Consider the following 11,984-nt stretch of genomic DNA (forward strand, 5'->3'; position numbering starts at 1 on the left):
GGGGCGGGCCGAGCCCGGCGCACCCCAGGCCGCCGTGCGGCGGCAGGCCGCCCTCAGGCAGCGCGCGCTACTGGCGCGGCGCTGGGAGGCGCGCGCGGCCCGCGCCGTCGACTACGCGACACGGCAGCTCGGACGCCCCTACGTGTGGGGCGGCAGCGGGCGCCGCGGGTTCGACTGCTCGGGGCTGACCCAGCAGGCGTGGCGACACGCCGGGGTCAGGATCCCGCGCATCGCGGCGGACCAGTTCCGGCGCACGCGGCACCACGTGCGGGCCGACCGGCTGAAGCCCGGCGACCTGGTGTTCTTCCACGGGCTCGGGCACGTCGGGATCTACACGGGGCGCGGGTGGTTCATCCACTCGCCGCACTCCGGGAAGACCGTGACGTTCCAGCGGCTCCGCGGCTGGTACCGGTCGCAGCTCACCGGGGCGGCGCGTCCCGGATGGAAGGCGCTGCCGGCACTGCCGGCCACCCTGTCCTGACCGGTTTCGTCCATCAGTGTTCGACCATCCATGTTCGTCCGTCTGCGGCGCGCCCCGGGAGAGTCCCGGCGGCGCGCCGCGGCCGGTGATCCGATAATCGAGCCCATGACCTTCCTGGACGGACGGCGCGTCTACACCCGCGCGGACCTGATGGCCGAGCACGGCATCGGGCGCAGCACGCTGGAGAAGTGGTATCGGGAGCGTGCCGCCAACGGCCACCCCGAGCCCGCCGGGACGGTCGGCTCCCAGAAGGCGTGGGACGCCGCGGCCTGGGACGCGTGGTACGCGGCGCGGGGCAGTAGGTCGTCCGAGGAGATCCCGGACGGCCTTCTCACCCGCGACGGGCTCGGAGCGAGGCACGGGCTGAGCCGTCACCGGCTCAAGCAGCTGTGGAGCGAGCGGGCCGACAACGGCCACCCGGCCCCGGCCCGTCAGGTCGGCAAGGCGCTGTACTGGGACGACGCCGAATGGTCCGCCTGGTACGCCGACCACGCGGCGGACGAGGCGCGGCCGGAGGAGAACCCGGACGACCTGGTGACGCTCGCCGAGGCCGCCCGGATCCTCGGGCTGGCCCAGTCGAGCGCCACCGTCTATGCCAAGCGTCCTCCGGCGGGCTGGCCCACGCCCGCGCACGAGGAACGGCTGGGCGGCGGACGCGTCCGCCGCCTCTATAGGCGATCCGACGTCCTCGCCTATGGCGAGGGGCGTCGGAAGTGAGTCGCGATCAGTCGTCCTGGGTGTAGTACTTCAGGACCTCTGGGTTCGCCATGGCGCCCGTGTTGGCGGCCTTCTCGACCGGCGTCCCCTGGAGGATCTTGCGGACGGGCACCTCGAGCTTCTTGCCCGACAGCGTCCGCGGGACGCCCGGGACGACGTGGTACTCGTCCGGGACGTGCCGGGGCGACAGCGCGGAGCGGATCTCGCGCTTCAGCCGGCCGGCCAGCTCGTCGGTGAACTCCTCGCCCTCGGCCATCTGGACGTACAGCAGGAGCCGCCCCTCCTGGCCGAGGCGCCCGGTGTCGATGACGAGGCTGTCGGCGATCTCGTCGAACGCCTCCACGACCCGGTAGAAGTCGGCGGTGCCCATCCGGATCCCGCCGCGGTTCAGGGTGGAGTCGGAACGTCCGTAGATCACGCAGCCGCCGTCCGGGCGGACCTTGAGCCAGTCGCCGTGCCGCCACACGCCGGGGAACATGTCGAAGTAGGACTCGCGGTAGCGCTGGCCGTCCTCGTCGTTCCAGAAGAAGACCGGCATGCACGGCATCGGCTCGGTGAGGACGAGCTCGCCGACCTCGTCGATGACCGGGCGCCCGTCCTCGTCGAACGCCTCGATCTTCGCGCCGAGGCCGCGGCACTGGAGCACGCCGGCGTACAGCGGAAGCACCGGGGACGGGCCGATGAAGCCGGTGCAGACGTCCGTCCCGCCGGAGAAGGAGCCGACGAGCAGGTTCGCTCCGACCGACTCGTACACCCAGGCGAAGCCCTCGGGCGGCAGCGGCGAGCCGGTCGAGCCGATGCCGCGCAGCCGCGACAGGTCGTACTTCTCCCCGGGCTGCCGGTGCAGCCTCATCGACGCGGTGATGTAGGGCGCGCCGACGCCCATGTAGGTCACGCCGTTGTCGGCGGCGAGCTGCCAGAGGTCGCCGGGCGCGCCGTCGTACATCACCACCGTGGCGCCGACCAGCAGGCCGCCGACCAGGTAGTTCCACATCATCCAGCCGGTGGTGGTGTACCAGAAGAACACGTCGCCGGGGCCGAGGTCCTGGTGGAAGGACAGCGCCTTGACGTGCTCCAGGACGATCCCGCCGTGCCCGTGGACGATCGGCTTCGGCAGGCCCGTCGTGCCGGACGAGTAGACGACCCAGAGGGGGTGGTCGAACGGGACGTCCTCGAACTCGAGCTCCGCGCCCGCCTTGGGCAGGTCGGCGTAGGACATGCCGGCGCGGAGGCCGTCCGGCGTGGACGCCGGGTCCAGGTACGGGATGAGGACGGTCGAGGTGACCGTGGGCAGCGCGGCCTCGATGTCCCGGACGACGCCGCGCCGGTCGAACTCGCGGCCGTTGTAGGCGTAGCCGTCGACGGCGATCAGGACCTTGGGCTCGATCTGCGCGAACCGGTCGATCACCGAGGACGCCCCGAAGTCCGGCGAGCAGGACGACCAGATCGCGCCCAGCGACGCCGCGGCGAGGAAGCAGATCAGCGCCTCGGGGATGTTCGGGACGTAGGCGACGACGCGGTCGCCGCGTCCGACGCCGAGGTCGGCCAGGCCCGCGCGGACCTGGGCGACGTGCTCGGCCAGCTCGCGGCGGGTGATCACCCGGTGGCCGCCCGCCTCCGACCGGAACACGATCGCCGTGTCGTCCGGCTCGCCCGGGACGAGCCGGAGGGCGTTGCGCGCGTAGTTGATCGTCGCGTCCGGGTACCAGCGCAGGCCGTCGACCGGCATCGTCCCGCCGGAGCGCACCGGGCCGTCGCCGCGCTCGCCGAGGACGCCGAAGTACTCCCAGATCGAGTCCCAGAAGGCGTCGATCTCGGTCGTGGACCACTCCCAGAGCTCCGCGTAGGAGCCGGTGGCGACGCCCCGGTCGCCCAGCCAGTTCCGGTAGCGGGTCACGCGGGCGTCGTCCACCACCTCCTGGGACGGCCGCCAGAGCGGAAGACCCTCAGGCACCTGCTGGGACATGCGTGAACTCCCCTCCAGCCCCGCCACGTGGCGAGGCGTACCCAGGATCGGACCCCGGAACCGTCCGGCGCAACCCTCACGACCTCGGACGATTCCCCTCCGGACGTGTGGACGGCCCACACCTGCGGGGCTGACGTGCGTCGGCCGGGACCACCGGGCGGCCTACCGGGAGGTTCAGGAGAATCCGCAAAGTTCAGGTGGATTCAGGAGGATTCGGCCAGCTCCACGACGGTTCGGACGACGGCGTCGGTGTCGGTCAGGTCGGACAGGACGGCGTCGGCCCCGGCGGCGCGCAGCTCGGCGGCCGTGGCGCTGCCGGTGGCGAGGGCGATGATCGGGGACCGGGCGATGCGCGCGGCCTGGACGTCGCGGGGGTGGTCGGCGAGGTAGACGGTCCCCTTCTCACCGAACGCCGTTCCATGTCGTTCACCCGCGCGCGTGCGCGCGAGCTCCAGCAAGGCCGCCTTGGAGTAGACGCCGTTCTCGTAGCCGCCCGCCACGAGATCCAGGTTCCCGGCCAGGCCCAGCTCGGTCAGCTTCAGCTCGGCGTTCGGCCGGATCGCCCCGGTGAGGACGGACTGGACGGTGCCCGGCAGCCGGGACAGCGCGGACACGGCCTCGTGCGCGCCCGGGAGGACGCGCCCGTGCACGGTGAGATCGGCGCGTCGGGCGGCGAACGCCTCGGTGAGCGCGGCCACGAACGCGGGCAGGTGGTCGTCGGTCGTGACGATGTCGTTGAACGCCAGCGTCTCGAAGATGATCTCCGACTCGGTGCGTCCGGGGGTGGGGGCGAGGCGGACCAGGGGACGGCCGGTGACGCGCCGGAACGCCTCGGCGTAGGCGTCCCTGGTGACCCGCCCGACGTCCACGAGGGTGTGGTCCACGTTCCAGAGCACCAGGCGGTTCATGGGGGGCATGGGCGCGAGGTTAGCCGAACGCCGTCACCGTGGACACCGGGCGGCCCAGCACGTCGTAGGACACCTGGCCGCGCACCCCGGGCGCGAACGTCGCGAGGTAGGTGTTGATGTGCAGGACGTCCCCCGGGCGGCGGGCGGCGGACGTGGAGCCCACCACCTCGACGGTGCGCCGTTCCCCCGCGCGCAGCGTCGGGAAGCTGCAGATCACCCGCTCGAACCGGTGGCAGGACGGGTCGCTCACCGACTCGATGTGCATGGCCGTCCCGGCGCGTCCGCCGACGATCTTCTCGCTGCGCGCGACCAGGCCCCGGACGGGACGGTCGCCCGTGTTGGTGACGGTGAAGGAGTAGCTGTACCGCCCGTTCGCGGTCAGCCGGTCGGCGCCGAGGACGCGGACGGCCGGATCGGCGGACAGCCGCAGCCGGGACGCGGCCTGCGCGGCGTCCACCGGCCCCTCGCCGCGCTGGGACCAGGGGGTGGTCACGATGGACGCCGTCCCGGCGACCGCCAGCCCGGCGAGCGCGGCCCCCACAGCTCGCCGCACAGCACCCCCAGATCCACGTTTTACCAGCTCATCGCGTATATCTTACCCGTCACCCCATATGCGGATAGCGGTGGTCGACCGGGGGGACGAAGGTCTCCTTGATCGCCCGCGCGCTCACCCAGCGGGTCAGGTTGAGGATCGACCCGGCCTTGTCGTCGGTCCCGCTCGCCCGCGCCCCGCCGAACGGCTGCTGCCCGACCACGGCCCCGGTCGGCTTGTCGTTGACGTAGAAGTTGCCCGCGGCGAACCGGAGCCGCTCGGTGGCGGCCGCGATCGCCGCCCGGTCCTGCGCGACGATCGCCCCCGTGAGGCCGTAGGGCGCGACGCTCTCCATCTGCCGCAGCATCGCGTCGTAGTCGCCGTCCTCGTACACGTGGACGCCGAGGATCGGCCCGAAGTACTCGGTCGTGAAGATCTCGTCCTCGGGGTCGGTGCAGGTCAGGACGGTCGGCTGGACGAACCAGCCCTCCGAGTCGTCGGCGTGGCCGCCGGTCTCGACCGTGATCGCGGCGGACGCGCGGGCCCGGTCGAGCGCGGCGCCGTGCTTGGCGAACGCCCGGTCGTCGATCACCGCGCCGAGGAACAGGTTCAGGTCCTCGGCGACGTTCCCCATGGTCAGCGACTCGACCTGGCCGACGAAGCCGTCCCTCATCCGGGTCCAGACCGACCGCGGGACGTACGCGCGCGAGGCCGCCGAGCACTTCTGCCCCTGGTACTCGAACGCGCCCCTGACCAGCGCCGTCGTCAGGACGTCCACGTCGGCGGACGGATGCGCCACGACGAAGTCCTTGCCGCCCGTCTCGCCGACCAGGCGCGGGTACCCGCGGTAGGACGCGATGTTCTCGCCGACCGTCCGCCACAGGTGCTGGAAGGTGCGGGTGCTGCCGGTGAAGTGGATCCCGGCGAGGTCGGGGTGGGTGAGCGCGACCTCCGAGACGGCCAGGCCGTCCCCGGTGACCAGGTTGATCACGCCCGGCGGCAGCCCGGCGGCCTCCAGCAGCCGCATGATGTGGTGCGCGGCGAGCTGCTGCGTCGGCGACGGCTTCCAGACCACCGTGTCGCCCATGAGGGCGGGCGCGGTCGGCAGGTTCCCCGCGATCGAGGTGAAGTTGAACGGCGTGATCGCCAGGACGAACCCCTCGAGCGGCCGGTACTCCATCCGGTTCCACACGCCCGGGGAGCTGACCGGCTGGGTCGCGTGCAGCTCGCGCGCGAACGCCACGTTGAACCGCCAGAAGTCGATCAGCTCGGCGGCGGCGTCGATCTCCGCCTGCTGCACCGACTTGGACTGGCCGAGCATCGTCGCCGCGTTCAGTGTCGCCCGCCACGGGCCGGACAGCAGGTCCGCGGCCTTCAGGAAGATCGCGGCGCGGTCGTCGAAGGCCAGCGCCCGCCAGCCCGGGGCCGCCTCGCGGGCGGCGTCCACGGCGGCGCGGACGTCGGCGGGCGTCGCGTTGCCCATCGTCCCGAGGACGTGCGCGCGGCGGTGCGGCTCCACGACCGCGATGGGCTCGCCGCCGCCGAGCCGCCGTTCGCCGCCGATCGTCATGGTCAGCTCGGCGTTCTCCCCGCCGATCTCCTTGATCCGCGCCTCCAGCGCGGCCCGCTCCGGACTCCCCGGCGCGTGCCCCTTCACCGGCTCGTTGGCGGGGACGGGCACGTTCGTGACGGCGTCCATGGAAGGCTCCCTGATCTTCGGCATCGTCGTCGGTGGCCGGAGATCTACCCGCCCCGCCGGACCCCTACGCGGCGTCGCCGGACCCCTACGCGGGGTCGCCGGGGCGTGTCAGAGCAGGTCGGAGAGTTCCTGGGTGGCGTACCAGAGCAGTTCGTGGCCCTCGGCGCCGTCCACGGTGAAGGCCGCGTCGTCGTCGCCCGCGTCGGCGGCGGGGACGGCCAGCGCGGCGGCGCGGACGTCGGCCTCGGCCGCCGTGTCGTCCACGTGCCCGGACGCGATCTTCTTCCAGGGCACGACGGCGGTGATCTCGACGCGGGCGGGCTCGTCCTCGTCGCGGACCGCGCGGACCACGGCGTCCGGGACCTCGGCGGCCAGGACCACGCGGCGGGGCTCGGCGTCCGGGTCGCCGGCGAGCAGCCGCAGCGAGGCGCGGGCCGCGGACGTCATCGCCGCGTACTCGAACTCCTCGATGTCGCCCGCCGAGTACCACTCCTGGAGCTCCGGCGTGACGGCGTAGGCGGTCAGCGGCGCGGGGCCCACCTCGCGGTCCGAGAGGACGCGGGCGAGGTCGGCGAGCGTGGACGGCAGATAGACGCGCATGACCCGGTCAGTCTGCCACACCGCAGGTCAGGGGAGCAGTCCGAGGGACGCCAGGGCGGCGCGCGTCCCGCCGGCGGTGGTGTGGTGGACGCCGTGCATGCCGAGCGCCTCGGCGGCCCGCGTGTTGTGGACGATGTCGTCGATGAAGACGCACTCGTCCGGGGCGAGGCCCAGCAGGTCCACGGCGTGCCGGAAGATCGCCTCGTCCGGCTTGCGGAGACCGACCTCGCTGGAGATCACCACGGCGTCGAAGAGCCCGGCCCAGCGCTCGCGCGGATAGGCGTTCCCCCACGAGTTGGACAGCAGGGCCGTCCGGGCGCCGCCCTCGCGGACCTCCCTGAGCAGCGCGTACATCTCCTCGACCGGGGCGAACTCGGCGAACATCCGCTCGATGAGGCCCGGCGCGGGGACCGGGCCGCCATCGACCGTGCGCAGCTCGGCGGCGAGCAGCCGCTCGAACTCGGCGGGCGCGAGCGAGCCGTCCTCCAGGCCGTGGATCGGGTTCTGGCCGACGCCGTCGTACGCCTGGCCCACCCAGGCGCGCATGACGGTCCGGTAGCCGTCCACGTCGATCCGGTCGGCGTCCAGCCACGCGTTCACGGCCCGGTCGAGCGGGGAGGTCAGCACCCCGCCCCAATCGGTGATCACTGCTCGGGGGGTCACACCCTCGATGCTAGGAGACTCCGGATTCGTCCGGGAAGTCGCGTCGGCTCGATGATCTCCCCCGGCTCCGGGGGACGCCCCTTCGGATCGGCGGGACGCGTGGCCAGCACGAGGGCCAGGCACATCAGCGGGACGGCGGGCAGGACGTACCGGTAGTCGAACTGCGCGGTCAGCGCGGGGACGACGAGCAGGACCGTCCCGATCAGCCACGGGAGCAGGGCGTCCCAGCGACGACGGCGGATCATGAGGACCAGGCCGCCGAGCGTGATCACGCCCAGGACCGTGCCGGGCAGGTAGGCGACCTTCTGGTAGGCGCCCAGGAAGGACGCGTAGGGGCCGGTCGCCCTGGTCGGCCGGTAGTCGGGGTCGTACGCGCGCACGTAGGGCTCGGCCGACTGGTCGGGATTGAAGGTCTTCGTGCCGAAGAGGTAGTGCTCGTAGGTCGTCCGGTCCGGGAACGTGGGGTGGTCCCAGCGGAGCGTCCGGCCGAGGTCGGTCGCGGCGACCTTGGCGTAGTCGCCCGGCTGGTGGGTGATCGCGCGGACGGCGAAGTCGAACGCCAGCCGCTCCCCCTCGGGCGTGAAGCCGGTCGCCTCGACGCGGTAGCGCGGCGCGCGCGGCCCCCAGATGTAGGAGTCGCGGACGGACCGGTCCTTCGGGTCGCTCGACAGGCACAGCGGCATCTGCTCGACCGGGACGTCCATCTTCTTGCAGTCGGCGAACGGCGCGACCCGCCCGTACAGGAAGACCCCGGTGCTGCGGGTCATCGTGAACTCCCCGCGATCGACCGCGAACCACGACGAGTAGGCCACGACCGGGATCACGCCCGCCGCCAGCATGGCCGCCAGGGGCCGCCAGCCCGCCCGCCGGACGAGCAGCACGAACGCCGCGACCCCGAGCAGCGGCAGCCCCGCCGACCGGGTGATCGTCGCGAGGCCGAGCAGCAGGCCGCCCGCCGCGGCGAGGACGAGCGTCCGGCGGCCCGTCGCGCGCAGCAGCAGGACCGTGACGGCCGCCGTCACCAGGAAGCCGAACAGCGTGTCCGACATGAGCATGTGCTCGAGCTGCACCTGGTTGCCGTCCAGCAGGACCGGGACGGTCGCCACCGCCGCGAGCCACCGGGGCACGCCCGCCCGGCGGGCCAGGACGTAGACCATGATCGCGACGGCGAGCCCCATGAGGTGCTGGAGCAGCGACACCACGGCCAGGCTGTGCAGCGGCTCGACCAGCCAGAGGAACAGCGAGTAGCCGCTCGGCCGGACGAGGTTCGGATTGAGGTTGACGGCCCCGGACAGGTAGTCGCTCGAGTCCGGGAACCACATCACCCAGCGGTAGCCGAGCATCGCCGTCCCGCGCAGCAGGGCGCCCGCGGCCAGCAGCGACAGGAACAGCCAGTGCGTCCGGGCGAACGAGCGCGACCGCGCGGCGCGCGACTTCGGCGGCCCGGCGGTCCCGGCGTCCGGGACGCCCTCCCGGACCGTCAGCTCGGTCATATCCGCCACAGTGTAGGCAGGAACCCCCTCTGACCCGGCCGACTTCTCCCGAACGGCGTTCCGTCCGCCCTGGGGAAGGGGGCGGGTGGCCGGTTCGGGACGCCCATGGCCGAGGCCGGACGAGCCCGTGGCCGAGGCCGGACGAGCCCGTGGCCGAGGCCGCCGGCGCCGCGCCCCCGCGATGGGGACGCGGCGTCGGGGACGCGGCGCCGGAGGCCCGTCCGGCGGGGGCCCGCAGCGGGTGCGGGGGCTGCTGCGGGCGCCCCTCCGGGACCGGTCAGGCCGACTGGAGGCGTTGGAGGGCTTCGCGGACGCCGCCGTCGCTCTCCTCCAGGAGGACGGTGGCGCGGTCGGCGGGAACCTCGCCGAGCAGGCTGACCAGGGCCACGCGGGTGTTCCCCCCGGCCTCGGCCAGCGCCGCGGCGCAGGAGGCGGAGTCCATTCCGGTCGCCTCGGTGAGGATGCGGACGAGGCGGGCCCGGAGCTTGGCGTTGAGGGCGTTGACGCTGACCATCAGGTTGGAGTAGGTGCGCCCCAGCCTGATCATGAGCGTGGTGGAGAACGAGTTGAGCACCAGTTTGGTGGCGGTGCCCGCCTTCATCCTCGTCGAGCCGCTGATCACCTCGGGTCCGGTGGCCAGCGGGATGTGGACGGCGACCTCGTCGCCGTACGGCGCCTTGGGGTTGCAGGAGATGAGCGCGGTGTGCGCCCCGGCGGCCGCGGCCGCGCGCAGGGCGCCGATCACGTAGGGGGTGCGTCCGGACGCGGCGACGCCGATCGCGACGTCGCCGGGCTCGACCGTGGCGGCGTCGGACGCGCCGAGGTCCACGTCGTCCTCGACCTCGGAGACGGCCTGGGTGAACGCGCCCGGGCCGCCCGCGTGGTGGGCGACGACCCGGTTCCACATGCCGAACGTCGGCGGGAGTTCCGCCGCGTCCAGCACGGCCAGGCGTCCCGAGGTGCCCGCGCCGAAGTAGTGCACCCGGCCGCCGCGCCGCAGCGACTCCACGGCGAGGTCGACCAGGACGGCGAGTTCGGGCAGGACGGCCGCGACGACGGCGGGGACTGTGGCGTCCTCGGCGTTGATGCGGCGCAGCACCTCCAGGGTGGGGAGGGTGTCGACGTCGAGGGTCCGCGGGTTGCGGCCCTCGGTGGGCAGGTCAACCTCGATCACCGACGCCTCCGGTCGGGTCGCACGGTCCGGCCGCGGACCGCCTCGAACGTGGCCTCAAGGGCCTTTCGGGTGGGGCCGAAGGTGCGCTGCGCGACCCCGACGAACACGCAGTCGACCACCGTCAGCTGCGCCAGCCGGCTGGCCGTCGCCCCCGATCGGAACGTGGTCTCCCGCGCGGCCGTCGTCAGGATGAGGTCGGCGACCTCGGCGATGGGCGACTTGGGGAAGTTGGTCAGGGCTACCGTGGTGACCCCCTTGCTCTTGGCGACCTCGAGCGCGTCGATGGTCTCCACCGTCGAGCCCGTGTGCGAGATCCCGACCGCGACGTCCCCCGCGCCGAGCAGCGCGGCGCTGGTGAGCATGATGTGGGCGTCGGACCAGGCGTAGCAGTTCCTCCCGATGCGGTGGAGCTTCTGCTGGAAGTCCAGGGCGACGAAGGCGCTGGCGCCCACCCCGTACACGTCCACGCGGTCGGCCGCCACGATGACGTCGACGACCTGCTCGAGCATCTTGATGTCGAGCTGGGACGCCGTCTCCTCGACGGCGCGCGCGTCGGCGAAGGTGACCTTCTCCACGATCTGCTCGAGGGAGTCGTCCGGACTGATGTCGCTGCCGATGACCCGGCCGCCGGTGGCGCTCTGGGCCCTCCCCGCTTCCGTCGCGAGGGTCAACCGCAGCTCTGGATAACCATGGAACCCGATCGCCCGGCAGAACCTGATGACCGTGGTCTCGGAGGTTCCGCAGTTCTGGGCGAGTTCGGTGATGGTCGAGTTGGCGACCCCCTCGGGATCGTCGATGACGCGTTGCGCGACTCTGCGCTCCGCCGGTGGAAGCGAGGGCAGCAGCGACCGCACCCGCACCACGGTGCTCAGCGGCGTCTGCGACGCCGCCTCGTCCCGTGCTGTGTCCTGGGTCGCCCCACCCCCACTACTCCCCGACTCTGAGCCGGTGGGTTTCCTCATGGAAGAAATTTTCTTACCCCCGCGATGTTCCGTCAACGGTAGAAACGGCTACGGTCGCCATGTGTTGACCCATTTGGCCGGTCCTTACGTGATCGGCATCGACGCGGGTGGCACGAAGACCCGCTGTGTACTGCTGACTCTCGGGGGAGCGGTGGCCGGAACCGGCAACGGTCCGGGCGCGAACCCGAACTCCGGAGGCGACACCGCGGGTGCCCTCACCACGGCCCTGAGCGAGGCCCTCGGCGACGTCGACCGATCACTCGTCCTCACCGGAGTGTTCGGGATCGCGGGCGCCGGCTCGGCCGGGCGCCCGGCGGCGGTCACCGCCGCCCGGCGCGCCTGGCAGTCCTGCGGTCTGCGCGGATCCCCCGCCGTCGTGACCGACATCGCCGTGGCGTTCGCCGCCGGCACCAGCGCCCCCAAGGGCATCGTGGTGTTCTCCGGCACCGGCGCGGGCGCCGCGGTGATCAGCGACGGCACGATCGTCCGCCGCGCGGACGGCTACGGCTGGCTCGTCGGGGACGAGGGGTCGGCGGTGTGGCTCGGCCGCGAGGCGGTGCGCGCCGCGCTCGCCGCGCTGGACGGCCGCAGCCGCCCCACCCTCCTCACCGAGTCGGTGCCGCGCGCGCTGCTCGGCCAGGCCGTGCTGGCACAACTGGGCTCCGTCACCCCCCGTCACCAGCGCGCCCAGCACCGTCCCGCCGCGGCCCCCGCACCCGCCCTGGCCCTCGCCGGGGCGGCGGTCACCGGGGGCCCGCTCGGCCCGGGCGGCACCACGACGCTGGCCCG

Annotated in this window: 12 protein-coding genes; 3 read left to right on the forward strand and 9 right to left on the reverse strand. The window is 73.1% G+C overall.

Annotation, left to right across the window (positions count from 1 at the left end; all coding sequences use genetic code 11):
• Nucleotides 1-481, forward strand: a 481-nt coding sequence (locus EBO15_RS40950) for a C40 family peptidase (RefSeq protein WP_147481883.1), incomplete at its 5' end; no start/stop codon positions are given.
• Nucleotides 482-586: 105 nt separating this feature from the next.
• Entirely contained in the window at nt 587-1,198 is a 612-nt protein-coding gene (locus EBO15_RS40955) for a hypothetical protein (RefSeq protein ID WP_122199837.1), read from the forward strand.
• A 7-nt stretch (nt 1,199-1,205) separates the two neighbouring features.
• On the opposite strand, the gene EBO15_RS40960 is transcribed toward EBO15_RS40955, so the two are convergent.
• The 9 genes from EBO15_RS40960 to EBO15_RS41000 form a co-directional block, all read right to left on the reverse strand.
• A complete protein-coding gene (locus EBO15_RS40960) occupies nt 1,206-3,164 on the reverse strand; it encodes an acetoacetate--CoA ligase (protein ID WP_122199838.1) in 1,959 nt (652 codons plus the stop codon).
• A gap of 203 nt (nt 3,165-3,367) precedes the next feature.
• Entirely contained in the window at nt 3,368-4,081 is a 714-nt protein-coding gene (locus EBO15_RS40965) for an HAD family hydrolase (protein WP_122199839.1), read from the reverse strand.
• A gap of 10 nt (nt 4,082-4,091) precedes the next feature.
• Nucleotides 4,092-4,625, reverse strand: a complete 534-nt coding sequence (locus tag EBO15_RS40970; RefSeq protein ID WP_147481884.1) for an urease subunit beta — start codon at nt 4,623-4,625, stop codon at nt 4,092-4,094.
• A 49-nt stretch (nt 4,626-4,674) separates the two neighbouring features.
• Nucleotides 4,675-6,303, reverse strand: a complete 1,629-nt coding sequence (gene pruA, locus EBO15_RS40975) for an L-glutamate gamma-semialdehyde dehydrogenase (protein ID WP_122199841.1) — start codon at nt 6,301-6,303, stop codon at nt 4,675-4,677.
• 108 nt (nt 6,304-6,411) lie between these two features.
• Nucleotides 6,412-6,903 carry a DUF6912 family protein gene (locus tag EBO15_RS40980; protein WP_122199842.1) on the reverse strand — a complete coding sequence of 164 codons (492 nt, stop codon included), beginning with the start codon at nt 6,901-6,903 and terminating at the stop codon, nt 6,412-6,414.
• Between the two features lie 27 nt (nt 6,904-6,930).
• A complete protein-coding gene (locus EBO15_RS40985) occupies nt 6,931-7,566 on the reverse strand; it encodes an HAD family hydrolase (protein ID WP_378236788.1) in 636 nt (211 codons plus the stop codon).
• The gene (locus tag EBO15_RS40990) at nt 7,563-9,059 is read right to left on the reverse strand and encodes a phospholipid carrier-dependent glycosyltransferase (protein WP_147481885.1); all 1,497 of its coding nucleotides are present in this window, start codon (nt 9,057-9,059) and stop codon (nt 7,563-7,565) included. The genes EBO15_RS40985 and EBO15_RS40990 overlap by 4 nt, the downstream gene beginning before the upstream one ends.
• Nucleotides 9,060-9,336: 277 nt before the next feature.
• Complete coding sequence (locus EBO15_RS40995) at nt 9,337-10,233, reverse strand: N-acetylmuramic acid 6-phosphate etherase (protein WP_122199844.1); 897 nt, start codon at nt 10,231-10,233, stop codon at nt 9,337-9,339.
• Nucleotides 10,230-11,195 carry a MurR/RpiR family transcriptional regulator gene (locus tag EBO15_RS41000; protein ID WP_122199845.1) on the reverse strand — a complete coding sequence of 322 codons (966 nt, stop codon included), beginning with the start codon at nt 11,193-11,195 and terminating at the stop codon, nt 10,230-10,232. Before EBO15_RS41000 ends, EBO15_RS40995 begins: the two co-directional genes overlap by 4 nt.
• 61 nt (nt 11,196-11,256) lie before the next feature.
• Here EBO15_RS41000 and EBO15_RS41005 point away from each other — a divergent pair.
• Nucleotides 11,257-11,984, forward strand: a 728-nt coding sequence (locus tag EBO15_RS41005; RefSeq protein ID WP_325051986.1) for an N-acetylglucosamine kinase, incomplete at its 3' end; no start/stop codon positions are given.

Source organism: Actinomadura harenae, assembly GCF_003696215.1.
GTDB lineage: Bacteria > Actinomycetota > Actinomycetes > Streptosporangiales > Streptosporangiaceae > Spirillospora > Spirillospora harenae.

Bases quoted from the DNA above. Each gene is read 5' to 3' on its own strand.
- EBO15_RS40955 (WP_122199837.1), top strand. From the start codon at position 587: ATGACCTTCCTGGACGGACGGCGCGTCTACACCCGCGCGGACCTGATG.
- EBO15_RS40960 (WP_122199838.1), bottom strand. From the start codon at position 3,164: ATGTCCCAGCAGGTGCCTGAGGGTCTTCCGCTCTGGCGGCCGTCCCAG.
- EBO15_RS40965 (WP_122199839.1), bottom strand. From the start codon at position 4,081: ATGCCCCCCATGAACCGCCTGGTGCTCTGGAACGTGGACCACACCCTC.
- pruA (WP_122199841.1), bottom strand. From the start codon at position 6,303: ATGGACGCCGTCACGAACGTGCCCGTCCCCGCCAACGAGCCGGTGAAG.
- EBO15_RS40980 (WP_122199842.1), bottom strand. From the start codon at position 6,903: ATGCGCGTCTATCTGCCGTCCACGCTCGCCGACCTCGCCCGCGTCCTC.
- EBO15_RS40990 (WP_147481885.1), bottom strand. From the start codon at position 9,059: ATGACCGAGCTGACGGTCCGGGAGGGCGTCCCGGACGCCGGGACCGCC.
- EBO15_RS41000 (WP_122199845.1), bottom strand. From the start codon at position 11,195: ATGAGGAAACCCACCGGCTCAGAGTCGGGGAGTAGTGGGGGTGGGGCG.